Source organism: Streptomyces galbus (assembly GCF_005280195.1).
Classification (GTDB): domain Bacteria; phylum Actinomycetota; class Actinomycetes; order Streptomycetales; family Streptomycetaceae; genus Streptomyces; species Streptomyces galbus.
Genome location: NZ_SZPR01000037.1, coordinates 12562 through 39532, shown reverse-complemented (window position 1 = coordinate 39532; position 26971 = coordinate 12562). Strand labels below are relative to the sequence as shown.

26 protein-coding genes are annotated in these 26971 nt (G+C 73.5%); 14 read left to right on the top strand and 12 right to left on the bottom strand.

The features are described 5' to 3' along the window. Positions 1-143: 143 nt before the first annotated feature. Both E4U92_RS33990 and E4U92_RS33985 read left to right on the top strand, forming a co-directional pair. Positions 144-749 (top strand): RNA polymerase sigma factor, encoded by a 606-nt coding sequence (locus E4U92_RS33990; protein ID WP_137304320.1) that lies wholly within the window; start codon positions 144-146, stop codon positions 747-749. After that, positions 746-1783 (top strand): CU044_5270 family protein, encoded by a 1038-nt coding sequence (locus tag E4U92_RS33985; protein WP_137304304.1) that lies wholly within the window; start codon positions 746-748, stop codon positions 1781-1783. The genes E4U92_RS33990 and E4U92_RS33985 overlap by 4 nt, the downstream gene beginning before the upstream one ends. Positions 1784-1830: 47 nt before the next feature. Here the strand turns inward: E4U92_RS33985 and E4U92_RS33980 are convergent, their stop codons facing one another. Continuing rightward, positions 1831-2757 (bottom strand): aldo/keto reductase, encoded by a 927-nt coding sequence (locus E4U92_RS33980; protein WP_137304303.1) that lies wholly within the window; start codon positions 2755-2757, stop codon positions 1831-1833. 126 nt (positions 2758-2883) lie between these two features. On the opposite strand from E4U92_RS33980, the gene E4U92_RS33975 reads away from it, so the two are divergent. Continuing rightward, the gene (locus tag E4U92_RS33975; protein ID WP_137304319.1) at positions 2884-3477 is read left to right on the top strand and encodes a TetR/AcrR family transcriptional regulator; all 594 of its coding nucleotides are present in this window, start codon (positions 2884-2886) and stop codon (positions 3475-3477) included. A gap of 128 nt (positions 3478-3605) precedes the next feature. On the opposite strand, the gene E4U92_RS33970 is transcribed toward E4U92_RS33975, so the two are convergent. Then, positions 3606-3809 carry a cold-shock protein gene (locus E4U92_RS33970; protein ID WP_067241459.1) on the bottom strand — a complete coding sequence of 68 codons (204 nt, stop codon included), beginning with the start codon at positions 3807-3809 and terminating at the stop codon, positions 3606-3608. Positions 3810-4016: 207 nt separating this feature from the next. After that, the gene (locus E4U92_RS33965; protein ID WP_373311759.1) at positions 4017-4829 is read right to left on the bottom strand and encodes a phytanoyl-CoA dioxygenase family protein; all 813 of its coding nucleotides are present in this window, start codon (positions 4827-4829) and stop codon (positions 4017-4019) included. Between the two features lie 162 nt (positions 4830-4991). Here E4U92_RS33965 and E4U92_RS33960 point away from each other — a divergent pair, with 162 nt between their 5' ends. Beyond that, on the top strand, positions 4992-6002 hold the full coding sequence (locus E4U92_RS33960) for a LacI family DNA-binding transcriptional regulator (protein WP_137304301.1): 1011 nt from the start codon (positions 4992-4994) through the stop codon (positions 6000-6002). A 36-nt stretch (positions 6003-6038) separates the two neighbouring features. Here the strand turns inward: E4U92_RS33960 and E4U92_RS33955 are convergent, their stop codons facing one another. The 4 genes from E4U92_RS33955 to E4U92_RS33940 all read right to left on the bottom strand — a co-directional run bounded on the left by E4U92_RS33955 (position 6039) and on the right by E4U92_RS33940 (position 10383). Then, positions 6039-7085, bottom strand: coding sequence for a YihY/virulence factor BrkB family protein (locus E4U92_RS33955; protein WP_137304300.1), 1047 nt, complete (start codon positions 7083-7085; stop codon positions 6039-6041). A 41-nt stretch (positions 7086-7126) separates the two neighbouring features. Continuing rightward, positions 7127-8773: a glycoside hydrolase family 27 protein gene (locus tag E4U92_RS33950; RefSeq protein ID WP_137304299.1), complete on the bottom strand. Its 1647-nt coding sequence runs from the start codon at positions 8771-8773 to the stop codon at positions 7127-7129. Positions 8774-8926: 153 nt separating this feature from the next. After that, a complete protein-coding gene (locus E4U92_RS33945; protein ID WP_137304298.1) occupies positions 8927-9523 on the bottom strand; it encodes an NADPH-dependent F420 reductase in 597 nt (198 codons plus the stop codon). Positions 9524-9564: 41 nt separating this feature from the next. Further along, positions 9565-10383, bottom strand: a complete 819-nt coding sequence (locus E4U92_RS33940) for an inositol monophosphatase family protein (RefSeq protein ID WP_137304297.1) — start codon at positions 10381-10383, stop codon at positions 9565-9567. Between the two features lie 136 nt (positions 10384-10519). Here E4U92_RS33940 and E4U92_RS33935 point away from each other — a divergent pair, with 136 nt between their 5' ends. Further along, a complete protein-coding gene (locus E4U92_RS33935) occupies positions 10520-11425 on the top strand; it encodes a LysR family transcriptional regulator (protein WP_137304296.1) in 906 nt (301 codons plus the stop codon). A 103-nt stretch (positions 11426-11528) separates the two neighbouring features. Next, entirely contained in the window at positions 11529-12374 is an 846-nt protein-coding gene (locus tag E4U92_RS33930; protein ID WP_137304295.1) for an RNA polymerase sigma factor SigF, read from the top strand. Positions 12375-12435: 61 nt separating this feature from the next. Here the strand turns inward: E4U92_RS33930 and E4U92_RS33925 are convergent, their stop codons facing one another. Beyond that, positions 12436-12972, bottom strand: coding sequence for a DUF3291 domain-containing protein (locus E4U92_RS33925; RefSeq protein ID WP_137304294.1), 537 nt, complete (start codon positions 12970-12972; stop codon positions 12436-12438). A 474-nt stretch (positions 12973-13446) separates the two neighbouring features. Between E4U92_RS33925 and E4U92_RS33920 the strand changes: the two genes are divergently transcribed. The 3 genes from E4U92_RS33920 to E4U92_RS33910 all read left to right on the top strand — a co-directional run bounded on the left by E4U92_RS33920 (position 13447) and on the right by E4U92_RS33910 (position 14784). Continuing rightward, positions 13447-13818, top strand: coding sequence for a DUF8129 domain-containing protein (locus E4U92_RS33920; RefSeq protein ID WP_137304293.1), 372 nt, complete (start codon positions 13447-13449; stop codon positions 13816-13818). A 27-nt stretch (positions 13819-13845) separates the two neighbouring features. Continuing rightward, on the top strand, positions 13846-14118 hold the full coding sequence (locus E4U92_RS33915; protein WP_137304292.1) for a hypothetical protein: 273 nt from the start codon (positions 13846-13848) through the stop codon (positions 14116-14118). Between the two features lie 207 nt (positions 14119-14325). Continuing rightward, the gene (locus tag E4U92_RS33910) at positions 14326-14784 is read left to right on the top strand and encodes an SPW repeat protein (protein ID WP_137304318.1); all 459 of its coding nucleotides are present in this window, start codon (positions 14326-14328) and stop codon (positions 14782-14784) included. A gap of 81 nt (positions 14785-14865) precedes the next feature. Here E4U92_RS33910 and E4U92_RS33905 read toward each other — a convergent pair whose 3' ends face one another. The 3 genes from E4U92_RS33905 to E4U92_RS33895 all read right to left on the bottom strand — a co-directional run bounded on the left by E4U92_RS33905 (position 14866) and on the right by E4U92_RS33895 (position 19405). Further along, a complete protein-coding gene (locus tag E4U92_RS33905; protein WP_137304291.1) occupies positions 14866-16263 on the bottom strand; it encodes a M20/M25/M40 family metallo-hydrolase in 1398 nt (465 codons plus the stop codon). Between the two features lie 116 nt (positions 16264-16379). Continuing rightward, a complete protein-coding gene (locus E4U92_RS33900) occupies positions 16380-16841 on the bottom strand; it encodes a hypothetical protein (protein WP_137304290.1) in 462 nt (153 codons plus the stop codon). A gap of 5 nt (positions 16842-16846) precedes the next feature. Continuing rightward, positions 16847-19405, bottom strand: a complete 2559-nt coding sequence (locus tag E4U92_RS33895) for a molybdopterin-dependent oxidoreductase (RefSeq protein WP_137304289.1) — start codon at positions 19403-19405, stop codon at positions 16847-16849. Between the two features lie 255 nt (positions 19406-19660). On the opposite strand from E4U92_RS33895, the gene E4U92_RS33890 reads away from it, so the two are divergent. After that, entirely contained in the window at positions 19661-20755 is a 1095-nt protein-coding gene (locus E4U92_RS33890) for a carboxylate-amine ligase (protein WP_137304288.1), read from the top strand. Between the two features lie 20 nt (positions 20756-20775). On the opposite strand, the gene E4U92_RS33885 is transcribed toward E4U92_RS33890, so the two are convergent. Continuing rightward, positions 20776-22236: an aminotransferase class I/II-fold pyridoxal phosphate-dependent enzyme gene (locus tag E4U92_RS33885; protein ID WP_137304287.1), complete on the bottom strand. Its 1461-nt coding sequence runs from the start codon at positions 22234-22236 to the stop codon at positions 20776-20778. Between the two features lie 334 nt (positions 22237-22570). Here E4U92_RS33885 and E4U92_RS33880 point away from each other — a divergent pair, with 334 nt between their 5' ends. The 4 genes from E4U92_RS33880 to E4U92_RS33865 all read left to right on the top strand — a co-directional run bounded on the left by E4U92_RS33880 (position 22571) and on the right by E4U92_RS33865 (position 26967). After that, a complete protein-coding gene (locus E4U92_RS33880; protein WP_137304286.1) occupies positions 22571-24055 on the top strand; it encodes a mannitol dehydrogenase family protein in 1485 nt (494 codons plus the stop codon). Beyond that, positions 24052-24801, top strand: a complete 750-nt coding sequence (locus tag E4U92_RS33875) for an HAD family hydrolase (RefSeq protein ID WP_137304285.1) — start codon at positions 24052-24054, stop codon at positions 24799-24801. The genes E4U92_RS33880 and E4U92_RS33875 overlap by 4 nt, the downstream gene beginning before the upstream one ends. Before the next feature lie 182 nt (positions 24802-24983). Continuing rightward, positions 24984-26177, top strand: a complete 1194-nt coding sequence (locus tag E4U92_RS33870; protein ID WP_137304284.1) for a hypothetical protein — start codon at positions 24984-24986, stop codon at positions 26175-26177. Then, the gene (locus tag E4U92_RS33865; protein ID WP_168725260.1) at positions 26164-26967 is read left to right on the top strand and encodes an inositol monophosphatase family protein; all 804 of its coding nucleotides are present in this window, start codon (positions 26164-26166) and stop codon (positions 26965-26967) included. The genes E4U92_RS33870 and E4U92_RS33865 overlap by 14 nt, the downstream gene beginning before the upstream one ends. Positions 26968-26971: the final 4 nt, after the last annotated feature.

The window sequence follows — 26971 nt, the reverse complement described above, 5'->3', positions numbered from 1 at the left end:
GATAGGACGTCCGAGTACGAGGTGCCCTCAGGGCGGCGCGTGCCGGTCGGGCCGGGCGAGCGGACGAGCGGAGCGTGACGCGGGCCACAGGAACTCCTCGGCTGTCGCGGAGAGAAGTGGTCGTGAGGGACTCAGAGAACGATGTGCGCCGCCGTGTGCGCGAGGGGGACCGCGAGGCGTTCGCCCAGCTGTACGAGGATTTCGCCCGTGCCGTCTACAACCACGCGTTGCGGCTGACGGGCGACTGGTCGACAGCCGAAGAGATCATGTCCGACACCTTCCTGGCCGCGTGGCGCACCCGCACGCGGGTGCACGAGGACGGCGGCTCCCTGCTGCCCTGGCTGCTGGGGATCGCCACCCACAAGGCCGACAACGCCCGCCGGGCGCAGCGCAGACGACGTCTGTTCCTGGCGCGCCAGCCGCAGCCGCCGGCGCAGGAGGACTTCGCGCCCCGGACCATCGGGCGCATCGACGACGCGCGACGCCTGCTGGCCGTGCACGCCGCACTGGGCCGGCTGCGGCGCCAGGAACAGGAGGTCCTGGCGCTGTGCGTGTGGTCCGGCCTGGACTACCGGCAGACGGCGGAAGCGCTCGGCATCGCCGTCGGCACCGTACGGTCCCGCCTCTCGCGGGCCCGCAAGAAGCTCGCCCGGTTCGCGGAGGAGGACCGGGAACCACCCACCGCCCGCGGAGAGATGACAAGTGCGGCCGCGATCGCGGCCCTGCCCGTACGGGAGGAGCTCACATGAACGACGAGACCACCGGTGCTTCCCCGCAGCCGAACGGCGACCGTGAGGAGATCGCCCGCCTGCTGCCGGCCCCGGCCGACTGGGACCTCCCGCGCGAGCAGCACCTCCGTCACAAGGAACTGCTGATGCACCACATCGAACGGGACCGGTCGACACGTTCCCGCCCGGCCCGCCGACTGCTGCGGCCCGCGCTCCTGGCGCCGGCGACGGCGCTGACCCTGGCCGGCGTGCTGGCCGTGGGCGTGGCCCTGCACGACGGTGGCCGGGAGCCCTCCGGCACCGCCTCGCACCGCGCGGCCACGGACATGCGGCCCGCCGCGGCCCTGCTGGGCCGCATCTCCGACGCCGCCGAGGGGCGCACCACTCCCCCGGTGCGCGACGACCAGTTCGTCTACACCCGGGAGAAGACCCGCGGGGCCGACCTCACCAGCGGGAAGGCCGTCGTCGGCCCCCTGACGGACCGGGAGACGTGGCTCGCGCAGGAGCCGGGACCGCTGCGCAAGCTCGGTCTGGTCCGGGAGAACGGCCGGATCTCGCCGATCAACGCCGAGTTCGGCGACACCGACGGCACCCCGGCCGGGCTGAGCAGGCCGACCTACCGCTGGCTCAGCTCCCTGCCCACCGATCCGGACGACCTGCTGGCGTACCTGTACGCCAGGACGCCGCAGGCGGAGGCCCGCGAACGGGACCAGGCGGTGTTCGAGGAGATCGGGTCCCTGCTCGGCCGGATGATGCCGCCCCGTACGGCCGCCGCACTCTACCGGGCCGCCGCGAGGATCCCCGGCGTCGCCCCGGCCCCGCGGGCCCACGACGCGATCGGCCGCCGCGGTCTCGGCATCGCCCGCGACGACGTGCGCCACGGCGTGCGGACCGAGTGGGTCTTCGACACCGAGGACTACTCCTTCCTCGGCTCCCGCAGCTACCTCGTCAAGGACACCTCGTACGGGAAGGCCGGGACGCTGCTGTCCGGCGAGGCGGAGCTGGAACTCGCCGTCGTCGACGAGGCCGGTCGACGGCCCGCCGGGCGGGGGTGAGCCGCGGGTCACGACGAGCGACCGTCGGCTGACGGTACCGGGGGTCGTCAGCCGATCGGGACGTCGTACGAGCGGGACGTGACGGCGTCCAGGGCGGCCAGGGCCGTGGCATCGAGGGCGATGTCGCCCACCGCGATGTTCTCCGCGAGGTGGGCGGCGTCGGCGGTGCCGGGGATGAGCAGCACGTGGGGGGCGTGGTGAAGCAGCCAGGCGAGGCCGACCTGGGACGGAGTGACGCCCAGGGACGCGGCCACGGCGTGCACCGCCGGCTCGTCGGTCGCCTTGGGCAGGCCGGGGAAGGCCCCGCCGAGGGGGAAGAACGGCACCCAGGCGATGTCCTCGGCCGCGCAGAGCTCCAGCAGGTCCTCGTCGTCACGGGCGACGACGGCGTAGGCGTTCTGCACGCAGGCGATGCCGGCGGGCAGGGCGCGGCGCAGGGTGTCGAGGCCGACGTTGCTCAGGCCGATCGCGCCGATCTTGCCCTCGTCGCGCAGGGCGGTCATCGCCGCGAGCTGGTCGTCGAGGCCGACGACCTGGTCGCCCTCGGGCCGCAGTCCGGGTCCGGTGTCCAGGCGGCGCAGGTTGACGACGTCCAGCCGCTCGACGCCGAGGCTGCGCAGGTTGTCCTCGACACTGGCGCGCAGTTCCTCGGGCCGCTGGGCCGGGCGCAGGGGGATGCGCCCGCCCGGATTCGGGTCGGCCCCCACCTTGGTGACGACCATGACGTCGTCCGCGGGGCGCAGGGCCTCGCGGATCACGTCGTTGACGAATCCGGCGCCGTAGAACTCGGCGGTGTCCACGTGGTCGACGCCCAGTTCGACGGCGCGGCGCAGCAGGGCGACGGCCTCGTCGCGGCGGTCGCGCAGGCGCTCGAGCTGCATCGCGCCGTACCCGATGCGGGAGACCGTGCGGCCTGCGAGCCGGGCGGTCCCTCCGGGGCGCGGAGCGGGGGCGGGAGTGCTTCCGGGGGTCATGGCTGCCTGCTCTCGTGAAAGACTGGAGAGATACGGAGGAGCCTCCGTTACGTCAACCGTAGCAGTACCGGAGGTGCCTCCGTTTTGTTCGCGTCACATTCCCCTGCCCCCGACCCGACCGATCCCATCGATGCCACGGGTGGTGCCGACCCGGCCGTTCCCCCGGGCCGGCCGGTCCGGCGGGACGCGCGGCGCAACCGGGAAAAGCTGATCGCCGTCGCGCAGGCCGCGTTCGCCGCGGCCGAGGGCCCGGTCACGCTGGAGGCCATCGCCCGGGCGGCCGGCGTGGGCATCGGCACCCTCTACCGGCACTTCCCCACCCGCGAGGACCTCGTCGACGCCGTCTACGCGAGCGAGCTCGACGCCGTCACCGCGAGCGCGCCGGAACTGCTGGCGGAGCACCCCGCCGACATCGCGCTCCGCGCCTGGACGGGCCGGTACGCCGCGTTCGTCGCCACCAAGCGCGGGATGATGGACACCTTGCGCACCGCGCTCGCCTCCGGGCGCATCGCCGCCCCCTCGCGGGAGCGCGTCACCGCGACGGTCGGCACGATCCTCGAACGGGGCGCGGCCGCCGGCACGCTGCGCGCCGACGTCGACCCGGACGACGTGGCCACACTGCTCGTCGGGGTGTTCGCCGCGATCATGGACGGCGCGCCGCAGCAGCGCACGGACCGCCTGCTCGACCTCCTCGTCGACGCGCTCCGGCCGAGGCCGTGAGCGCGGACGGACCGATGGCCGGGAACGGTCCGGCAGAGGGCCCCGAGGCGAGCCGACCGCCTCTCCCCCGGAACGCCGTCGGCCCCTTCGACGGGGTGTCGAAGGGGCCGACGGGAAAGTTCGGAACGTCAGCCGCGGACGATGTTCTCCGCCTGCGGGCCCTTCTGGCCCTGGGTGACGTCGAACGTGACCGCCTCACCCTCGACCAGCTCGCGGTACCCGGTGCCGGAGATGTTGGAGTAGTGGGCGAAGACGTCCGGTCCTCCGCCGTCCTGGGCGATGAAGCCGAAGCCCTTTTCGGAGTTGAACCACTTCACGGTGCCGCTGGCCATACTGCGTCCTTCGATCTTGCCGGGGGTGCCGGCAGGGGTGAGTAACCGGGGTCCCTCCCTCGCGGGAAGGGCCCCGGCGTCCGTTCTACCCCGACCGGGCCCCCGTCATACGATCATTCGGCCACGAGTCGGAGCCATTCTGCTCCGACAGGGTGTCATCCCGTCGCGGACGCCGGCCGGGCCGTCGCGCCGGCGTGGGCGCTCGGGTCAGGCGTCGCCCATGACGAGGCCCTCGATGGTGTGCTTCTGCGTGACGGGGACCAGTTCGTCCACGACCGGGCAGTCGAGGTGGCGGCGGACCCGCTCGGGCAGCCGCTCCCAGTAGCCGCGGGTGACGGCGAGGTCGTGCCGCTCCCCGTTGCTCGCCTCGGGGCCGTCGACGCCCAGGACCAGGACGGGCCGGGAGAGCCGGGAGCGGTTGGTGGTGCCGCGGTGGATCGTCAGGGCGGTCCGCGCGGAGATGTCGCCGCGCTGCGGGTACTTGCGCACGGCACGCTCCTCGTAGCGGCCGTAGTGCGCCCTGGGCGGGAACATGCCGTGGTCGAACTCGGGGCTGTCGTCCCACTGGGTGCCCGGCGCGATCTCGAAGGGGCCCATGTCCTCGGTGGTGTCCACGGTGGTGACGTTGAACGCCAGCGAGGTCAGGCGCCGTTCCCTGCGGGTCTCCTCGGGCATCGGGAAGTCCCGGTGCCAGGGCTGGTTCACGGCTCCCTCCAGCGGCACGTCGAAGCCGATCTCCACGATGCGGTAGTCGGGGCCCAGCACGGCGGCGCACACGGAGCGCACCCACGGGTGGTCCACGAGTTCCACGAAGCCCCTGATCTGCTCGGGGTGGATCTCGACGTAGTAGCGGTTCGGGCCGCGGCCCACCGCGCCGCCGGGCCGGGACAGCGCCTCCTCGAAGGCGCGGTCGACGTCCGCGCGCAGCGCGTCGGCCCAGTCCACCCCGAAGGCGCCCTTGCGGGCGGTGATGCCGTCCGAGTAGAGGGCCTCCACGTCGGCCGTGACGTCGACGTCCAGGGCGGAGGGCGTGGTGTCGGGATGCAGGGGTGCACTCACAGGGCGGCTCCTCGGGTGGGTTCACTCCATGATGCAACGTTGCATTCCACGTCGCAAGGATGCGTGCGGGGGCGATCCCCACGCCGGCTGGTCCGTTCCGGAGGTCGTGCGAAGATGTCCGGCGTGACCAGCCGCCTCAAGGACGTCGCCGCCCTCGCCGGGGTGTCGATCAGGACCGTCTCGAACGTCGTCAGCGGCTCCGGTGCCGTCGCCGAGCACACCCGCGTCAAGGTGCAGGCCGCGCTGGACGAGCTCGGTTACCGCCCCAACGTCGCCGCCCGCAACCTGCGCGCCGGCCGGACGGGGCTGATCGGCCTGGCCATCCCGGAGCTCCACTCGCCGTACTTCAGTGAGCTGGCCGGCCTGCTCGTGCAGGCCGCGCAGCAGCGCTCCTGGACCGTCGTGATCGACCAGACCTTCGGTGACGCCGACGCCGAGCGGCGCCTGCTGGAGGGCACCGGCGGACGGGTCGTCGACGGGCTGATCATCAGCCCGTGGGCCCTCAGCCCGGAGGACCTCGCCGCGCACGCCCGGGGGGTGCCCCTCGTCTTCCTGGGCGAGCGCAGTCCCGGCGGCCTCGCCGACCGGGTGGCCGTGGACAACGTGCCGGCGGCCGACGAGGCGACCACGCACCTGCTCGGCCTGGGCCGCCGGCGCATCGCCGCCCTCGGGCTCCAGCCGCACCTGCACAACGGCACCGCCCGTCAGCGCCACGAGGGCTACACCGCGGCGCTGCGCCGCGCCGGCATCGCCCCCGACCCCGCGCTGGAGCGGACCGTCGCGACCCTGCACCGCGAGGACGGGTACGCGGCGATGTCGGCCCTGCTCGACGAGGGCGTGGAGGTCGACGCCGTGTTCGCCTTCAGCGACGAACTCGCCCTGGGCGCGCTGCACTGCGCCCATCAACGGGGTCTGCGCGTCCCCGGGGACCTGGCGGTCGTCGGCTTCGACGGCATCGACGACGCCCGCTGGGCCCATCCGGCCCTGACGACGGTCGTCCCGGACAAGCGGCAGATCACGGAACGTGCCCTGCAGTGCCTCGCCGACCGTATCTACAGCCCCGCCCCGGCGGTCCCGCCGCAGGACATCGTCGTCCCGCACCGCCTGGAGATCCGCGCGAGCACCGTGGGCTGACGACGCACCGCGGGCTGACGGCCGTCGGACGCGCGGTCAGCCCTCCTCCATGCGGCGGCGGTCCTCCTCGTCCCACTTCCGGGTGTCGCGCGGCTGGGTGTACGGCTCGGCCTCCGGCGGGTGTCCCCCGGCGATGGCCCGTTGCCGGGCGGCCTCCGCGTCGAACTCCAGGCCCAGCAGGATGGCGAGGTTGCTGATCCACAGCCACACCAGGAAGACGATGACGCCGGCCATCGTGCCGTAGGTCTTGTTGTACGAGGCGAAGTTGGCGACGTAGAACGCGAACCCGGCGGAGGCGATCAGCCAGATCACCAGGGCCAGGAAGCTGCCCGGGGTGATCCACTTGAAGCCCTTCACCTTGGCGTTCGGGCTCGCCCAGTACAGGATCGCGATCATGATGGTGACCAGGACGACCAGCACCGGCCACTTGGCGATCGACCACACGGTCACGGCCGTGTCGCCGAGGCCGAGGGCGGTGCCGGCCCGGTGGGCCAGGCCGCCGGTGAAGACCACGATCACCGCGCTGACCACGGCCAGGATCAGGAGCGTGATCGTCACGCCGAGCCGCACGGGGAGGATCTTCCACACCGGGCGGCCCTCGGGCATGTCGTAGACGGCGTTCGCCGCGCGCATGAACGCCGCCACGTAGCCGGACGCCGACCAGATCGCGAGAACCAGGCCGACGACCGCCATGAGCGAGCCGACACCGGCGCTGCCCTGGAGCTGCTGCACCGCGTTGGTGAGGATGTCGCGGGCGGAGCCGGGTGCGAGCTGTTTGATGTTGTTCAGCAGCTTGTCCGTGGTCGACCTGCCGGTCAGGCCCAGCAAGGACACCAGGGCCAGCAGTGCGGGGAACACGGCCAGGATGCCGTAGTACGTCAGGGCCGCCGCGCGGTCGGTCAGCTCGTCGTCCTTGAACTCACGCAGGCTGCCCTTGAGCACCGCGCGCCACGCGCCCTTCGGCAGTTTCGTGGGAGCGTCCGGCGCGCGCCGCTCCACGTCGGGGCCCGGGCCCACGTCGTCCGGGTGGGGCCCGTCGTCCGTCGGATGGTCTTTTCGACCGGGTATGTGCAGCTTTGCCATGACGTCCGAGTGCCCCGACGCCCGTTCCTCTCACCCGGACCTCAGGCCCGGGTCCACTTCTGACTCGCCTGACCGGTGCAGGACCACAGGACCAGCGGGGTGCCGTTCGCGGTGCCGGCGCCGTCGACGTCGAGGCACAGGCCGGCGTGGACGTTGCGGACCGACCCGTCGGAGCCGACGGTCCACTTCTGGTTGGCCTGGCCGTTGCAGGGCCAGGTGATCACCCGGGTGCCGTTGGCGGTGCCCTGGTTGTAGGCGTCCAGGCACTTGTCGCCGAAGACGCGGATCTCGCCGCCGGCCCAGGTGGTCCAGAGCTGGTTGGCGGCCGTGTGGCAGTCCCAGACCAGGACGGTGGCCCCGGCGGCGGTGGAGGCCTTGTCGACGTCCGCGCAGCGGCCGGACGCGGTGCCGCGCAGGCGTGACGTGGTGGCGGCCAGCGGGCTGCCCCCGCTCATCCGGAACGCGGCCACGCCGTGCGCGGGGACGCCGGCGGAGACCTGCCCGGACGTGCTGGACGTGGCGCCGGTCCACAGGTCGGTGAGGGTGAAGGGCCCGCCGGTCAGGCCGACCTGGGCGGCGGTGGCGGTGACCGTGGCGGCGCTCTCCCCCCGGTTGAACAGGCCCACCGCGACCGAGCCGTCGGACAGCGGCTTGGCGAACACCTCGGTGCTGCCGTCGTCGCGCACCCTGCGCCCGCCCGCCCCGAGGGAGTCCTGGTCCACGGCCAGCAGGCGGGGGTTGCGCAGGATCGCGCTGACGTCGGCGGACATCGTGCGGATGTCGTTGCCGGCCATGAGCGGGGCGCCCAGCAGCGCCCACAGGGCGAAGTGGGAGCGGGACTCGGTGAGGGTCAGGCCGGGACGGCCGACGACCAGCATGTCGGGGTCGTTCCAGTGGCCGGGGCCCGACTGGGCGGCCAGCGGCGCGGTGACGTCCAGGACGTTGCCGACGCCCATCGGATAACTGTTGGTGTTGCCGTTCTGCCAGATGTCGAGCAGGTCCTCGGTCGTCCGCCACAGGTCGGCGACCTCGCCCCAGTTGTAGTCGGCGCCGGTGATGGCGTGGAAGCTGTTGGGGTTGATGCTGTAGACGATGGGCCGGCCGGTGGCGCGCAGGGCGTCACGCATCAGCGTGAACCGTGCGACCTGCTCGTCCCGGGTGCCGCTGGAGGAGCACCAGTCGTACTTCAGGTAGTCGACGCCCCAGGAGGCGAAGGTGGCGGCGTCCTGGGTCTCGTGGCCCCTGCTGCCCGTGGAGCCGGGATAGGCGCCGCTGGTCTGCGCGCAGGTGCGGTCACCGGGCACCTGGTAGATGCCGAACTTCAGGCCCTTGCCGTGGATGTAGTCGCCGAGCGCCTTCATGCCGCTCGGGAACTTGGTGGCGTTGGCGCGCAGGGTGCCGGACGCGTCGCGCTGCGGGTCGAACCAGCAGTCGTCGACCACCACGTACCGGTAGCCGGCGTCGCGCATCCCGGAGGACACCATAGCGTCGGCGGCCGCGCGCACCTGCGCCTCGGTGACCCCGCACCCGAAGCTGTTCCAGCTGTTCCAGCCCAGTGGCGGGGTGAGGGCCGGGCTGCCGGGGGCGGCGGAAGCGGTGGAGTGGGCGGCGGCCGTGAGCGACGCGGCGACCGTCAATGCGGTGGCCGCCAGGAGGTGGAGGAGTCGTCTGGCTGATCGTCGGTGCACCGGGGCTCCTAGGGCTGGTCGAAAAGTGCGTTCGGGATGCCGAACGTCGTTCGCACTGCCGGGCTCCACGGATGATTGGGGAGGGGTAGTGAGCATGTCAACACTCCGGACGCCGTCCGTCACCGCCGCCGGTACGACCCGGCCACCGCCGTCTCAGCGGGCGATCGAGATCGCGAACGGCGCGAACCCGTCGGCCCGTATCACGTGGGGCACGAAGAGGACCGCGGCCTCCGTGGCGCGCGCGGTCCGGATGCCACCCAGGTCGGTGATCCACTCGGGCCGCCACCCCAGGCCGACCAGCAGGTCCCGGACGGCCTGCTTGGCCTGCGGGTCGTCGCCGGACAGGAAGGCGTCGGGTGCGCGCGTGAGGGTGGCCGGTGCGGTCATCACCGGGAAGAGCATGGTGTTGAGGGTCTTCACGACGGCCGTGTCGGGCAGCGCCTCCTGGAGGTGCTCGGCGAGGCTCGAACCCGGGTAGACCAGGTCGGCGGGCAGGCCGTCCGGTCCGTCGACGGTGGCGTTGGAGACGTCGACGAGGATCTTGCCGAGCAGGTCCTCGCGCAGGGCGGCGAGCCGGTCCAGCGAGCCGGCGCCCGGCGTGGCGTTGATGACGATCCGCGCGGCGCGGGCGGCCTCCGCGGCGGCGCCCGGCGTGCGGTCGGCCACCCGCACCTCGTGGCCCGCCCGGGTGAGGGCCGCGGCAAGGCTGCCGCCGACGCGGCCGTTCCCGAGTACTGCGATCGTGGTCATGGTGATCCGGTCCCTTCAAGGGTGGGAGGGGGCAGTGCGGGTCAGCGCGAGAGGGTGGCGACGGCCTGGGCGTGGACGCCGGGCGCGGCGGCCAGGAAGCCCTCGCTCAGCGGGGTCCAGGGGCGGCCCTCGGCGTCGGAGACCCGTCCGCCGGCCTCCGTGACGAGCAGCGCCCCGGGCAGCAGATCGGCGCGGGCGCCGGCGAACTGCCAGAAGGCGTCGATCCGTCCGGCGGCCACGTTCACCAGGTGCAGGGTCGCGGGCACGGCGGTGCGGACCACGAGCGCGTCGGAGAGCATCGCGGTGATCGAGGAACCCACGCGCCGCACGACCTCGTCGTCCTCGTCCGGCCGCGCCTGACTGGTGGCCACGATGCCCAGGGCCAGGTCCTCGGTCGGGGAGACGTGCAGCGGCCGGCCGTCGAGGTGGGTGCCGGCGCCGCGGAGCGCGGTGTAGGTCTCGCCGGTGAGCGGCAGGTGCACTGCGGTGAGGACCGGCTGGTTGTCCCGTACGAGCGTGGCGGTCACCGCCCACTCCGGCAGGGCGTGCAGGTGGTTGACGTTGCCCTCGGCCGGGTCCACGACCCACCACTCGCCGGCCGGCAGCGCCCCGCCGTCGAGTTCCTCCTCCACCCAGCCGGCGTCCGGGCGCGCCTGCGTGAGGCGGGGGCGCAGGAGGTCGAGGGCCGTGTCGTCGTTGGCGGCGAGGGCGTGCATCAGCTCGTCGCGGGTCCCGTAGCGGACGACGTCGGCGAAGCGCCCGCGCAGCGCCGCGCCGGCCTCGCGCACGGCGGCCACCGTGGCGTCGAGCAGGGCGGTGTCCTCGGCGGCGACGTCAGGGGTGTGCAGTGTTCCGGGCATGGTGAACTCCCGCTCGTCCAGGGGGTGTTGTGGCCGTTCCGGCCGGTCCGTGCGCCTGTCCGGCGCCTCGTGATCGACGCTACCGAGCCCGGTGATTGACTTCAAATGCATGTCAGGCACGCCTAGGATGACTGTCGTGCAACTGGACCTGAACCTGCTGGCCGCGCTCGACGCACTCCTGGAGGAGGGCAGCGTGGCGGGAGCGGCCGCACGGCTGCACGTCACCGCGCCGGCCATGAGCCGCAGTCTGGGGCGCATCCGCCGCACCACCGGGGACCAGATCCTGGTGCGCACCGGCCGCACGATGACGCCGACGCCGTACGCGATCGCCGTCCGGGAGCAGGTGCACGAGCTGCTGCAGCAGGTGCAGGGGGTGCTGGCGCCGAGTCGTGAACTCGACCTGGCGACGCTGGAGCGCACCTTCACGCTCCGCTGGCACGACTCGCTGGTCGCCCTGAGCGGGCCCGCACTGCTCGCGGCCGTACGCGACCGGGCACCGGGGGTGCGTCTGCGTTTCGTGGGGGAAGCGAGCACCGACACGCCGGAGTTGCGGCGCGGCGAGGTGGACCTGGAGGCGAACGCCAACCATCCGGGAGCACGGGACGTGCGCGCCGAGAAGGTCGGCGCGTCCCGCCTCGTCGTCGTCGTACGGCAGGGGCATCCCCTCACCCGCGGCGCGGCCGTCACCGCGGAGCAGTACGCCGCCGCCGAACACGTCACCGTCTCACGGCGGGGCAACGTCGGCAACGCCCTCGACGACGCCCTGGCCCGCCTCGGCCTGACCCGCCGCGTGGTGGCGACCGTGCCGACGCAGGCGGCCGCGCTGGACTTCGTACGCGGCTCGGACCTCCTGGTCAGCGTCCCCGAGGCCGCGGCGCGCCCCGCGGCGGCGGACCTGCGGCTCGCCGTGCTGCCCCTCCCGCTCGACCTGCCCCTGGCCCCGGTGTACCTGTCGTGGCACCAGCGCTACGACACCGACCAGGCGCACCGGTGGCTGCGGGGACTGGCGCGCAGCGCCCTGACGACGGGCTGGGACACCTAGCCGGAATCGGATCTCGACTTCGGGGGAATGGGATGCGTGGGACGGGGTAAGCGCGCTTCGTCGGCTCGTAAGCGTCGGCATCGCTCAAAGGGAGGGACGCATCATGGTGGCACTGACGGCAGCCAAGACGGACACGGAGATATCCGCACTGCCGGAGGTCACGGACCCGTCCCGCCTCGCGCCGAAGGACGCCCGCGAACTGTCGCGCCTGTTCTTCGACCAGCTCGCGGTGCTGGAGGAGGGCACGCCCGAGTACGCCTACGCCCGCAACACGCTCATCGAGATGAACATGTCCCTCGTCCGCTACGCGGCCGGCCGCTTCCGCAGCCGTGGCCCGGAGGAGATGGAGGACATCGTCCAGGTCGGCATGATCGGCCTGATCAAGGCGATCGACCGGTTCGAGCTGACCCGCGAGGTGGAGTTCACCTCCTTCGCGATCCCCTACATCGTCGGGGAGATCAAGCGGTTCTTCCGCGACACCACCTGGGCGGTCCACGTCCCCCGGCGCCTGCAGGAGGCCCGCGTCCAGCTGGCCCGCGCCACCGAGGAACTCCGCAGCCGCCTGGGCCGCACCCCGACGGTCAAGGAACTGTCGGAGCTGATGAGCCTGCCCGAGGACGAGGTGCGCGAGGCGCGCCTGGCCGCCAACGGCTACAACTCCTCGTCCCTGGACGCCACGATCAACAACAGCGAGGACGGCGAGGCCGCCCTCCAGGACTTCATCGGCACCGAGGACGCCGCGCTGCAGCTCGTGGAGGACTTCCACTCCCTGGCCCCGCTGATCGCCGACCTCGACGAGCGCGACCGCCAGATCATCCACATGCGGTTCGTGGAGGAGCTGACCCAGGCCCAGATCGGCGAGCGCCTCGGCGTCTCGCAGATGCACGTCTCCCGCCTGCTGTCGCGCACCCTGGCCCGCCTGCGGGCCGGCCTGCTCACCAACGACTGACGGCTGCGCCGTCTCACCCGGCGCGAAGGAACGGGCGTCTGCTGCGGCAGACGCCCGTTCCTCATGTCGCCGCGCTGCTCGGCGCCCCCTCGGGGGTGAAGGGCCGCCGGAAGGTGAACGCGTGCGGCGCGCTGCCGTGGGCGTGCAGGTCCTCCAGTCCCCGGACCCCGTCCTCCCAGGTGGGTGTCGTGCCGTCGGTGACCCACCAGCACACGTGCGTCGGGTGCCCGGTCCGCTCGAACCAGTCGTGGCGCCTGGTGAGCGCCGCGCGGTGGTGGCCGGAGTAGACCCCGTCGACGGCGGAGGGCAGGTCGGTCCAGAGCGACAGGGTCGCGGCCAGGGCGGTGGTCCGCGGGGTGCGGCCGCGGTCGTACCAGGCCGGTACGGCGAACGTCCCCCACGCGCCCCAGTCCAGGTCGAACAGTGTGGTGCCGTCCCGCCCGGGGTCCGCCGGTTCGGCGTGGGCGAGGTAGCCCGGGTGCCGGGCGATCTGCGGGTAGACGTCCGCCCCACGGGCGTGGAACTCGCGCACGAGCGGGGCGGGGTCGGTGAGGGGTGCCTTGAGGACACCGAAGGTGTACAGGGCGAGGTGGGCCATGCGTCTCCCTGGATCGGGGCGGCGAGGGGGGCCGAGGCGCGCTCGGCTCGGCCTGACGGGAGCCCTTCCACGAGGTGGGGGCGCCGCCGGACGACAGGAACCGTAGCCACCTCGGCAGGGCTTGTCGACGTTGCGTTTTCCCTGCTCATGTGGCCTCCGAGGAGGGGCTCCGGCTGCCCGCGTCGTGCCCGGCCACCTAGGGGCCGGCTCCCCGTGCCCGTGGCGCGGGAAGCATGCCGGAGTGGACAGGCGCTCCGGAGGCCTGGTCGTTCGGGTGGTCCCCACCCGGGATGGTCGCAGACCCGGCCGGCGCCCTCGGTGCCGCGTCCCGTCCGCGGGACGCGGGCGGTCGCCGCCGGCCCGTTTGGGCGGCCCCCCGCGCGGGACTCGGTGTGACGTTCGAGGCAACGGCGTACGCGAGTGCCCCTCGCGACGGCCGTGAGCGCCATCGGCGTACGACGGAAGGGCGTCTTCATGTCCGAGGAGAAAGCTGAGCCGCGCGTGCCCCCGCACGAGGCACTGCCATTGCCGGACTACGACCACCTTCCGGTGGGCAGTCTGGAGCACCGCATCCGCACGCTGGACGAGGCGGGTGTACGCGACGTCCTCGCCTACGAGGAGGCGCACGCCCACCGGCTCCCCGTGCTGGAGATCCTGCGCAACCGCCTGGGGCGACTCGGAGAAGGGGCCGAGCCGTCGGGTGGCTCCCCCCTCGCACCCGCGCCGGAACGGGCACCCGCGCCCGACGCCGCACCGGCGGTCTCCCCCGCCACGTCGGGCCCGGCGATGAACCCGCCGTCCCACGGCACGCCGGAGAATCCGGCCCAGCCCCGGACCACGGGCTGACACGGACCGCACCGGAAGGGGGCCGACATGGCCGACCAGGAAGAGCACCGCGAGGACCGTGCGGCGGACTACGCCCGGGCCCGGGACCCAGAGGAGCCGGGGGCCCACTCGGGCGCGGAGAGCCAGGCCCGGGACCGGTCCGTGCCGGGCACGGCGAGCAGCAAGGAGGGGTACCAGCCCGACCACGGCACGACGGCGGGCCGCCCGCTCGAAGGCGTCGAGGTGCCGGAGGGCACCGCCGGCGCGGCCGCCGGCACACCGGACGGCGAGGACGACGGCGGGTCCACGGACCGCGGCTGACCCGCCGGTGCCGGACGCCCCGCGGGCTCCCGCAGAATTCCGCCGCCAGTCCCCGCACAGAGGTGTAAAAGCCGCATAAGGAGTTACCCGGCCCAGCGAGGACACCACGACAGCTCGGGGCCGCAGCGAGAGGTGAGCAGCTCACCGCCACCGCGGGCCAGAGAGAAAGAAGCAACAGCCATGTCCACTTCCGCTTCACGGCCTTCCATGGAGACCCACCCGGACATCATCGACATGCGTCAGCGCCACGAGGTGGCCGAGCGCGCGACCAGCACGCCGCAGGGACAGGCCCTCGGGACACTGGCCTTCCTCACCGGCATCTACCTGGCGGCCTCCCCGTGGATCGCCGGGTTCAACGGTCTGTCGCGGCTGGCCGTCACCAACCTGCTCGTGGGGCTGGCCTACGCGCTGCTCATGAGCGGAGGGTTCGGCCGGGCCTACGAGCGCACCCACAGCATGGCGTGGGGCGCCTGCGCCCTGGGTCTGTGGACGATCGTCGCCCCGTGGGTGGTCGCGGGCGACGTGAGCACCACCCGGACCGTCGTCAACAACGTCATCACCGGGGCGCTCGCCGCGCTGCTGGCGATGGCCGCCAGCGCCGCGACCCGCGCCGCCGAGTCCGGCAAGGCGCCGGCCGGCATGGGGGCGGCGTACCCGGAGCGCTGACCGTCACCACCCGCTCAGGGCCGGCCGGACACTGTCCGGCCGGCCCTCACGCGTGACGCGCGCCCCCCTCTCGGTACCCGTTCAGGCGCGCAGCCGGCGCGGGAGGTCCTCCAACAGGTACGCGAGGGTCTCGGCGCCCTGGACCAGCGCCTGCACCTCCGCCTTCTCGTCGGAGTCGTGCCAGTGGTCCTCGGGCAGGCCGGTGCCGAAGAACAGCGCCGGGGCGCCCAGGACCTCGGCGAGCAGCGCGGCCGGGGCGCCACCGCCGTTGCGGATGCGGTAGGCCGGGCGCTGCAGGGTGCGGCTCATGGCGTCCTCCAGCGACGCCAGCGCCGGGTGGCCGGGGGGTGTGACGTAGGGGTCCTGGTTGGTCGGTGACGTGGTCAGCTCGTACGCGAAGCCGTCCCGGATCTGCTCCGCCACCCACGTGCGCAGCTGCGCCATGACCGTGTCGGCCTTCTGGTCGGGCACCAGGCGCAGGGTGAGGTCCGCGGAGGCGACCGCGGGGACGACACCGCGGGCCGGATCGTCGGGGTCGCCGCCGAGCAGCGTGACGACCTCGGCGGCGGGCCGGGTCCACACCCGCTCCAGGACGCCGAACCCGGCCTCCCCCTGCACGCTGCGGCTGCGGGTGCGGTCCAGCCAGTCGTCGGTGTCGAAGGGGACCGCGGCCATGCCGCGGCGTTCCTCGGCGGTCGGTTCCGCGACGCTGTCGTAGAAGCCGGGCAGGGTGATCCGGCCCTGGTCGTCGTGGAGCAGGCCGGCCAGGCGGCACAACTCGGTCAAGGGGTTGGGGGCGGCCCCGGCGACGACGCCGCTGTGGACGTCCCGGCGCGGTCCGCGGACCTCCAGGTGGGCGTTGAGCGAGCCGCGCACACCGGTGCAGACGGCGGGTTCCTCCAGCGACCACAGCATGGTGTCCGAGACGACCACGACGTCGGCGGCCAGCCGGTCGGCGTGTTCCCGCACCACGTCGGCCAGGTGGGGCGAGCCGACCTCCTCCTCGCCCTCGATCAGGTACTTGAGGGTGACGGCGGGCGCGCCGCGCCCGGTGGCCTCCAGGTGGGCGCGCAGGGCCCAGACGTGGGCGAGCACCTGCCCCTTGGCGTCCGAGGTGCCGCGCCCGTACATGCGGCCCTGCCGCAGCGCCGGTGCGAAGGGCGCCACTTCCTGCCACTCCTGGTCCTTGACCGCCCGGACGTCGTGGTGACTGTAGACGAGCAGGGTGGGCGCGTCCGGGTCCTCGGCCGGCCAGCAGCCGAACACCGTCTGCAGGCCGTCGGAGTCCCACTCCTCCACCTCGGGGAAGCCGGTCTCCCGCAGGTGGGCCTGGAGCCAGCGGGCCGATCGGGTCACGTCCCGTTCGTGGGCGGGGTCGGCGGACACCGACGGGACGCGGACCCAGGCGGCCAGGCCGTCGAGCAGGGTGCCGACGCGGTCGTGCAGGTAGTCGTGGACAGCGGGATCGGCGTCCTGCATCGCGATCCTCCTTCGGGGTCGGCGGGCGTGGCCGTGCCGTGCGGGCGCGCCAGGTGACACGGGTACCCCTGTGCCGGAGTCCCAGCAGCGGGCCGGGACCGGGCGCGTGCCCCGCTTCAGTGCGCGGAAGCGATCAGTGCCTGGGGGGCGGCCTGTTTGATGCGGGTGTTGAGCCACTTGAGCTGGCGTCGGGTGTCGGTCTTGCAGGTCTCCACGACGTCCAGCAGCTCGCGGTCACGCGTGCCCTGGGCGGCCTGGCCGAGCACGGTCCAGGTGATGTCGACGAAGGACGCCAGGGTGTAGAGGTCCTGGAGGTCGCGCAGCAGGCCGACCCCGCCGGAGCGGGTGTCGGACAGGCCGTCGGCGTGCAGGCGCTCGGGCTCGTCCGCGTCCTGTTCGCCGTACCGCTCGGCGACAGGCGCGAGCCGCTCGACGTGGGCGTCGCACATCCGGGCGAGGGTGTGGCAGAGGTGGTGCACGTCCGGTTCGCCGCCGTGGCCGTCGGCGACCTGGCGGAAGGAGTCGGCGAGCGTGCGGGACGCGGTGTGCTGCAGTCCGACGTAGGTGGCGAGGTGCATGCGGGTCAGTCCTTCGGGCCGGTGGCGGACGTCGTGGTCCCTCCGGAGCCGGGCTGCTCGCCGGAGGTCTCCGGCTGCCGCGCGGGCTGCGGGGGCTCGGCGGCGTACGGCTCCTCGCGCACCTCGGCCTCCGGGCCGCCGACCGTGGGCGGGACGCCGTCCGGGTCGGCGGGCGCGGACGCCGTCGTGGTGGGCGCGGGCGAGGGACCGGTGGCGTCGGCGATCCTGGTGACCCGCACCGCCGCCGTCTTGAACATCGGCTGCTTGGAGACCGGGTCCCACTCGGTGAGCGTCAGTTCGTTCGCCGCGCGGGGCGCGTCGCCGGGTTCGGCCCCGTCGGTGCCGGGCTGGTCCCAGTAGCCGTAGTGGAACGGCACGAACACCACGCCGTCCCGGCCGCGGCCGATCCGCGCCGGCCCCTGCATCGCCCCCCGCCGCGACTCCACCCGTACGACGTCGCCCTCCCCCACGCCGAGCCGTGCCGCGTCGCCGGCCGACAGCTCCACCCACACACCGGGGGCCGCGCGGCGCAGGGGGCGGGAGCGGCCGGTCTTGGTGCGGGTGTGGAAGTGGTAGGCCGTGCGGCCGGTGGTGAGGACGAACGGGTACTCCTCCTCCGGGGCCTCCGGCGGCGGGACGTAGGCGGCCGCCTTGAGGAACGCCCGCCCGTCGGGGCGCAGGGCGCGGTACTCCTGCTCGCTCAGCACCCCTCCGGTGAGCAGGTCGTGGCCGTAGGTCTCGCACACGTCCGGGTGGGTGGGGAACCGCGCGTCGGAGTACAGGCGGTCGGTGCCCTCGGGGGCCTCCTCGTTCACCGGCCAGGGGATGCCGGTGCCGCCGCGCAGCTTGTCGTAGGTCAGGCCCGTGTAGTCCACGAGGCGGCCGCGGGTGCACTCCTTCCACGCCTCGAACGCCCCTTGCGGGTCGGACCACTTGATGAGCGGGGCGCCGTCGCGGTCGCGGAAGTCCATGCGGCGGGCGTAGTCCAGCCAGATGTCCAGGTCGCTGCGGGCCTCGCCGGGCGGTTCGATCGCCTGGTCCGACAGGTGCACGGTGCGGTTGACGTTGGTGAACGTGCCCTGCTTCTCGCCCCACAGGGCGGCCGGCAGGACGACGTCGGCGTAGCGGGCGGTCTCGGTGAGGAAGCCGTCCTGCACGACGGTGAAGAGGGAGTCCTGCTGCAGGATCCGGCGGATGCGGGGCAGGTCGGGCATCGACACCGCGGGGTTGGTGCCGGAGATCCACAGCAGTCCGATCGAGCCCTGTTCGCAGTAGCGCCAGATCTGCAGGGCGTGGGTCGGCGGGGACCAGTGCGGGATGGTCAGCGGGTCCACGTTCCACAACTCGGCCAGTTCCCGCACGTGCTCGGGGTTGTCCCAGTTGCGGAAGGCCGGGAGGTCCCCGTCGGCGCCGCACTCGCGGTTGTTCTGGGCGGTGGGCTGGCCGTTCATCTGCAGGATGCCGCAGCCGGGGCGCCCGAGCAGCCCGCGCAGCAGGTGCAGGTTGTTCACCGCGCACGAGGCGGCGGTCGCCTGGTGGGACTGGTAGAAGCCCTGCAGCACGGTGGACAGCACCCGTTCGCTGGTGCCGAAGATCTCCGCGGCGCGGCGGATGTCGTCGGCCGGGACCCGGCAGATCCCGGCGGCGTGCTCCGGGGTGTACGGCTCGACGGTGGTCCTGAGCTCGTCGAGGCCGAGGGTGTGTGCCCGGACGTATTCCTCGTCCAGCCAGCCGTTGTGGATCACCTCCCGGACCAGCGCGTTCATCAGGGCCTGGTTGGTGCCCGGGAGCGGCGCCAGGTGCACCCCGCCGGTGGCCCGCGCCGCCTCGGCGACCGGGGTGGTGCGCGGGTCGACCGCGACGATCCTCGGCGGGTTCGGTCCGTGGACGCGGTCCAGGATGCGCATCCACAGGACCGTCTGCGTCTCGGCCATGTTGTGCCCGTACAGGAACACCGCGTCGGTGGCCTCGATGTCGCTGTAGCTGCCGGGCTGGCCGTCCGAGCCGAAGCTCTCCTTCATCGCCGCCGCCGCGGTCGCCGTGCACAGCCGGGTGTTGCCGTCCATGTGCGGCGTGCCCAGCCCGGCCTTCCCGATCACGCCGAGGGTGTAGTACTCCTCCAGGAAGAGCTGTCCCGAGGTGTAGAAGCCGTGGCTGAGCGCCCCCGCGTCGGTGGCCAGCAACTGGCGCGAACGCTCGACGATGCGGCCCATCGCCGTGTCCCAGTCGGTCTCCACCAGGTTCCCGCCCGCGTCCCGGACCAGCGGGCGGGTCAGCCGGTCGGTGCGGCTCCACTGCCACGAGCCGTAGAGACCCTTGGGACCCAGCCGGCCGTGGTTGACGGTGTCCACCGCGCGGCCGCGGACGCCGACCATGCGGCCGTCCTTGACCGCGATGTCGCAGCCGCAGCCGTTGCTGCACAGCACGCACGCCGACTGCACCCACCGGTCCACGTCCTGCTCGGACACGGAGGGGTCGAGGTGGCTGTCGACGCGGACCGGCCAGGGCGTGTCCCTCCCGTGCGGGGTACGGGCACCCCAGATGTCGGCGATCCGGTCGGTCACGGGAGCCTCATTTCAGGTCGGAGCGCGCGGGCTGACCACCAGTACCCGCCCGGCGGCGGCTGCTATCCCCAGAGGACGTAAAGCAACCCGCCGACCGCACGGCACGTTGTGTACCGGCCCGTCATGGTTTGCCGTGAAAGGGTTGCGGCACTCGGCCGCTGCGAGGCGTCCCCTCCCCCGGCGGCGCCCGCCCCGAGGTGCACCGGCCGGGCGCGTCACGGCCCGGCCCGGCACCCAGCGAAGCGAAGGCGCTCGATGACGACGATCGGTGTGGAAGAGGAGTACCTGCTGCTCGACCCCGCCACGGGCCTGCCGGTACCGCTGGGCGACAAGGTGCGCGCCACCGCGGGCCTGGGGAATCTGGTGGCCGACCGGGAGGTGCAGTGCGAACTGCTGCAGGCACAGATCGAGGCGGCGACGCCTGTGTGCGGCACGCTGGACGAGGTCGGGGGACACCTGCTGCGCCTGCGGCACGCCCTCGCCGCGGCCGCCGAGACGCACGGTTGCCGCATCGCCCCCTGCGCGACGCCCCCGCTGCGCCGCCCTGACCCCGTGGCCGTCACCGACCAGGCCCGCTACCGGGCCATGCTCGCCCAGGCACCCCAGCTCGTGGCGGAGCACCTGGTCAACGGCATGCACGTGCACGTCGGGGTGCCCGGCCGCGAAAGCGGCGTGCACGTCCTGAACCGCATCCGGGTCTGGCTGCCGACCCTGACCGCCCTGTCGGCGAACTCCCCGCTGTGGGACGGGCAGGACACCGGGTTCGCCAGCTGGCGCACGGTCGTCTTCAGCCGCTGGCCGGTCAGCGGCCCTCCCCCGCGGTTCGCGGGCGTCGCCGACCACGAACGGCGCGTGCGGCACCTGCTCGACGCCGGCCTGATCTCGGACACCGGCCAGGTGTACTGGCAGGCCCGGCTGTCGGAGCGCTACCCCACCGTCGAGGTCCGCTGCTGCGACGTACAGCTGGGCGTGGACGACGCGGTGATGCTGGCGGGACTGGTACGGGGCCTCGTGGAGACCGCGCTGGCGGAGGCCGCCCACGGCGTTCCGGTGCCCGAGTGCGCGCAGGAGCTGCTGCAGGCGAGCATGTGGCACGCGGCCCGGCACGGACTGGGCGGCACACTGGTCGCTCCGGCCGGCGGGCAGCGTCCGGCCGGGGAGGTGGTGGACGCACTGCTGCGCCACGTGGCGCCGGCGCTCGAGGCGTCCGGCGACGACCGGACGGTGACGGCCCTGCTCCGGCGGCTGCGCCGGCACGGCACCGGCGCGGAGCGGCAGCGCGCCGCCCTGGGCGAGGGCGGGATCGCCGCGGTGACCGGCCTGATCCTCTCCCGGAGCACGATGCCCTGACCGCAGGGCAGGACGGTGGCCTAGCGGGCGGTCACGCGCAGGGTCTCGGCGGTGGGGTCGGAGGCGTCGGGGATGAGCATGCCGGCGGCGACGCCGCTGGTCAGGTAGTCGACGACCTCCCGGGTGATGACCTCGCCCGGGGCGACGACGGGGACGCCGGGCGGGTAGGGGCTGATCGTCTCGGCGGCGACGCGTCCCACGGCCCGGTCGGCCGGGACGTGCTCGGCGCTCGCGAAGAAGGCGTCGCGGGGCAGCACGGCCTGTTCGAGCTGGAGCGCCCGGGGCTCGGGCAGGCGCACCGCGGGCTGCTTCTCCAGGGTGTCGGCCTGCTCGACGAGGCGCTGCAGGGACTCGACGAGGAGGTTCTCGGTCCGGTCGTCGTCGGCGTGGGTGATCTGGGCGCTGATCCGGCAGGTGTCGGAGGAGCCGACGTCGACGTGGCAGTGGGCGCGGAGCCACTCGGTGGCCTGCATGCCGCTGATGCCGAGCTCCCGTACGTCGACTGTGATCTTCAGCAGGTCCAGCTCCGTCGTGAGACCCTCCTCGACGACTTCCTGGCCCATCAGCCGCAGGCCGGGCAGGGCGGTGACGGCCTTGCGGATGCGTCCGGCGCGCTGGAGCGCCGTGTCCAGCAGACCGTGCCCCTGCTGGACCATGTGGCGCCGCCAGCCGTCGAGCGTGGCGTACACCAGGGAGGAGGAGCTGGTGGTGCCCAGCAGGTCCTCGCGCTGCTTGAGCACCCCGGGTGAGACCCGGTCGCCCTGCAGGTGGAAGACGGAACTCTGCTCGATGGCGCCGCCCATCTTGTGGACGCTGGTGACGACGAGGTCCGCGTCGGCGTTCATGCCCCAGGCGGGCAGGTCCGGGTGGAAGGGCAGGTGGGCCCCCCAGGCCTCGTCGACGATCAGCGGGATGTCGTGGTCGTGGCAGACCGCCGCGATGCCGCGGATGTCGGCGCACGAGCCCCAGTCCGTCGGCGTGATCAGCAGCATCCCCTTGACGTCCGGGTGGTCGCGCAGCGCGCGCCGTACGTCGTCGGGCTCGGGCGGGTGGGCCAGGTGCCGCTCGCCGTCGAACTTCGGGTGCACCCAGACGGGGTGCACCCCGTTGACGATGATGCCGGCGATCACGGACTTGTGGGCGTTGCGCGAGACGAGCAGCTTCTCCCCGGGCCCGGCCACCGCCAGCATGGCGGTCTTCACGGACAGGGAGCTGCCGCAGGTGGAGAAGAAGGCCTGTTCGGCACCGACGGCGTCGGCCATCAGCTCCTCGGCCTGGGTGAGCACGCCCTGGGACTCTCGGCGGTCGTCGAGGCCGTTCAGGGACAGTACGTCGGAGGCGAAGACGCCTTCACCGACGATGTCGAGCACCCGGGGATCGGCTCCCAGTCCCTGCTTGTGACCGGGGGGCCCGTACACCACGTCGCCGCGGCGCCGGAACTCCTGCAGTGCCTCCAGCACAGGGACACGAGAGTGATCCATCACTGTCCTCCACCATGGGTGTCTCATCGGTGACCGGCGGGAACGTCCCGCTGCCGGTCGTGTCGGGACCGAGTAGCACGGGGGGCGGGGCCGAAACGGCGGGGTGACGGACAGCGGGCACCCATACGGAGAAATGCGGACGAAGTATCCGTTTCACCTGTACAGGCGGAGGTACCCCGACAGTCCACCGTCATCAGGACGGAGTTCCGGTTCCCTCCCTGACCACACCTTTTCGTGGCACGTCGGTGCACGAGGGTCACTCCCGCGACGGACGAACCAGCGGCGAGGTCAGCACGAAGTCGGACCCCTCGACACGAGCGCACGAAGGATCACCATGTCGGATTCACCGCCTGTACCCGCTCTCAACAACCGCAGCCTCGACGCGTGTCCCGGCAGCCAGCTGGAAACACCCGGATACGACCGGGCACGCATCGAGCCGGCCGTCGTGCACTTCGGGGTCGGTGGTTTCCACCGGGCCCATCAGGCGGTCTATTTCGACCAGTTGGCCGAACTGGGCTTCACCCGGTGGGGCGTGGTCGGCGTGGGGATGCGGCGGCCCGAGATGGGCGAGGTCCTGGACGCCCAGGACAACCTCTTCACCGTGGTCCAGCGCGGGGGCGACGACAGCACGGCCAAGGTCATCGGGAGCATGGTCGAGTACTTCCTGCTGACCGAGGACCGGGCGGAAGTGGCACGGCGCCTCGCCGATCCGCGCACACGCCTGGTGACCCTGACGATCACCGCGGACGGCTACGTCCTCCCCGACGACGCCGGGGAGTCCGGCGACTCGGTGTTCGGCCTGATCGTCGACGCCCTCGACCAGCGCCGCCGTGACCAGCGGGCCCCGTTCACGGTGCTGTCGTGCGACAACCTGCCCGACAGCGCCGCCGCGACGCGCGAGGCCGTCATGTCGCTGGCCGGCCGCAGGGACCCGGCACTGGCCCGGTGGATCGAGGAGCGGGTCTCCTTCCCCGGCAGCATGGTCGACCGCATCACCCCCGCGACCACGCCTGGGGACCGCGACGAGGTCGAGGACGACTTCCAGGTGGGCGACCGCTGGCCGGTGATCACCGAGCCGTTCACCCAGTGGGTGATCGAGGACGACTTCTGCAACGACCGGCCCCCGCTGGACCGGGTGGGAGCCCTGTTCGTCGGCGACGTCGCCCCGTACAAGCTCATCAAGAGCCGCCTCCTCAACGGCGTCCACTCGGCCCTCGGGTACGTGGGACACCTGGCCGGCCACCGCAGCACCGACGAGGCGATGGCGGACCCGGTGGTGGCCGACTTCGTCGAACGGCTGATGCGCGAGGAGATCGCCCCGCTGCTGCCCGCGGACGTCCCCGGCATGGACCTCGACGCCTACTGCGACAGCGTGCTGGAGCGCCTGCACAACCCCAGCATCGGGGACCGGTTGGCGCGGCTGTGCCGGCGCGGCTCGACCAAGATGCCCGACTACCTGCTGCCCTCGCTGCACGACGCGCACGCCGGGGACCGGCCCCGCACCCGGCTCGCGTTCGCCGTCGCCGCCTGGATGCGGTACCTGCGGGGGGTGGACCTGGACGGCGCTGCGATCGACGTGCAGGACGCCCGCGCCGACGAGCTGCGGGAAGCGGCCCTGCGGGGCGGCGACGACCCCGGCCCGCTGCTGGCCTACACGGACGTCTTCGGCGACCTCGCCGACGACACCGACAGTGTGGCGGTGCTGCGCGCGTCCCTGGCCGGCTCCTTCGGCAACGGCGAGAGCCTGCGCGCCGCGCTGGCCTCGCCGCCGGAGCCATCCCGGCGGTCCGCCACCCCTTCGACCGCAGGAGCCTCATGAACATCCCCGATCTGACCGGTGTGACGACGCTGCTGCTGGACGCGGACGGCACGCTGTTCCCGTCGGAGGAGCCCGCGTTCGTCGCCTCCGCGACCGTCACCCAGGACTTCGCCCGCCGCTTCGGCCTGGAGGGGGACTTCTCCCCCGAGCACCTGCGGCTCACCACCACCGGGAGCAACTTCCGCACCACGGCCCGGACCCTCGCCGAGGCCCAGGGCGCCCGGCTGGCGCCCGAGGAGCTCGAGGAGTGGGTGGCGCGCGAGAAGGCCGAGGTGACGGCCTACCTGGGGAAGGTCCTGACGCCGCGTCCGGACGTGGTGGCGGCCGTGTCGGCGCTCGGCCGCCGTTACCGGCTCGCCGTGGTGAGCTCCAGTGCCCTCACGCGGCTCGCCGCGTGCTTCACCGCGAGCGGCCTGGACGACCTGCTCCCGCCGGACCGGCGGTTCAGCGCGGAGGACAGCCTTCCGGTGCCCACGAGCAAGCCGGACCCGGCCGTCTACCGGTTCGCCCTGGCCCGGCTCGGTCTCGGTCCGCAGCAGGCGCTCGCCCTGGAGGACTCCACCACCGGAGCCGCGTCCGCGGTGGCGGCGGGCATCACCACCGCGGGCCTGGTGCAGTTCGTGCCGGAGGAGGAACGACCCGGCCGGATCGAGCAGTTGCACCGGGCGGGGGCGTCCTGGACGCGGTCGAGCTGGGACGAGCTGGCCTCGGACCTCGTCGGCGACGCCGTCCGGGTCGCCACGTGAGCGGCGGGGAGGCGGCGCACGGCTCCGCCGTGTCGGCGTTCGAGGCACCGCGTCGGCCGGCCACCCCTCGGCGCGAGGTGCCCCCTCGGCCGGAGGAGCGGTCGGACGCGAAGGACCGGACCGGCCGGGCCACCGCTCCGGCGCGCGGGTCGCGACCCCGCTCGGTCTGCGGATACCTGGCGATGCCACGCCCCAAGGACGCCTTCAAAGCGCTCCTGATGCCGTTCACCTTCCTCCTGGCCCTGGCCGCGGGCGCGGACGTGACGGGACGGTCCCTGGTGCGGGCCCTGATCGTCTGGGGCGCCCTGGAACTGCTCGTCTATCCGGCTCGCTACCAGTGGAACGACATCCGCGGGTTCGTCGCCGACCAGCAGCACCCTGCCGAGCGTGACCGCGGTCGGCTGCCCGGACCGGTCGAGCGCGTGCGGGCCCGCGTCACCGCGAGCGGTACGGTCGCGGCGGCACGTCTGGGGATCGTCGCCGTCCTGGCACTGGCCCTGCCGGGCCTGCACCTGGGCAGTGTCCTGACGACGCTGACCGTGGCCGTCTTCGGCGTCGCCGTCGTGTACGAGGGCCTGCGTGCCCGGGGCACGGGCCGCACGGCGGCGGTCCCGCCCCCCGCCCGGCCCGCCGTGGTCGCGCTGTGGGTCGTGGTGGGCGCCGGGTACGTGGTGCGCGGCATGGCCGGACTGGCCCTCGCCGTCGACCTGGGCCGCCGCCCGGCCCTCGCGGTGTCGGCGGCCGTGGCGCTGTGGGCGTTCGGGACCGCCTTCGTCACCAGCAGGTGGCTCCTGGAGAGTCTGGCGTTCGCCACGTCCGACCGCGGCGAACCGGTCTGGTCGGCACGAGCCGACCAGGCACGGGAACACCTCCTGGCGCTGGTGCGCTGGCTCCCGCCGCACACGGGTGGTGCCGCGCCCGCCGACTGGTCACCGCTGCGCCGGCGCACCTCCTGGGCCGCCCCGTGGAACGTGGCGCTGCTGATCGCGGGCACGGCGGCGGCCGCGACCGGGTCCCTGCTGGTCACGCCCGCCTCGGCGGGGCGCGCCGCGCTCGCGGCCGCGCTGGGGGCCCTGACCACCGCGGCGGCGGTCCGCCTCGCGGGACGGCGTCCGGCAGCCGTGCTCGCCGGGGCCGTCCTGCAGGTACTGGTCCTCGTGTTCACCGCACAGCCGCGGCCCCTGGCGGCCCTGCTGCCCTGGCTGGCCGTCATGACCGCCTACCTCGTCTTCAGCAGCCGTTCCCCGAGCACGATGGGCGGGGTGTCCCGGCCGGTGCGCTCCCTCGCGACCGCCCTGTGCGCGCCCCTCGTCCGTGCCGTGGTGGGGCAGGCCACCTGGGACGCCCTGCGGAGGGACGCCGGTGGACGACGCTGACCTGCTGGGCCTGGCACGCGAGGCGGCCCGGGCAGGTGCCCGTACCGCCACCTCCTGGCTCGACCGCGCCCACCGGCTCCTCGTCGAGGAGAAGGCGGGCCCCGACGACCTGGTGAGCCAGGCCGACCGGGACACCGAGCGCGCCGTACGGGACGTCCTGGCCGCGCACCGCCCGCACGACGCGGTCCTGGGGGAAGAGGAGGGGACCACCGTCGGGGGAGGTCGCGTGCGGTGGGTCGTGGATCCGATCGACGGGACCACCAACTACCTGTACGGACGGCCGGACTGGGCGGTCAGCGTGGCCGCGGTCGACACCGACGGCGACCGGCTGCTCGCCGGCGTGGTGATCGAGCCCGCGCTCGGCCTGCTGACCGAGGCCCGGGCCGGCGCCCGTACTGTCGCCGACGGCACCCCCGTCGCACCGCTCCGCCAGCACGACCTCGGCAGGGCCCTGGTCGAGCTCAACTTCGGGCGGCCCGACCAGCGCCAGCGTGCCGGTCCCACGGTCGGCGCCCTCCTCCCCCGGGTGCGCGACCTGCGCCGCGGGGGCAGTGCGGCCGCCGCCCTCGCCCAGGTCGCCTCCGGTCGCGCCGACGCCCTGTGGGCGCCCGGGCTGCAGCCGTGGGACTGCGCGGCCGGTGTCCTGCTCGTCCAGCAGGCCGGGGGCACGGTCGGTGACCTGGGCGGTCCCACGCCCGGCACCTGGCCGCACAGCGGCGACGTCCTGGCGGCCCCGCCGGCCCTCTGGAGACCGCTGCGGGCCCTGCTCGGCCGGCACCATGAACCGTGACCCG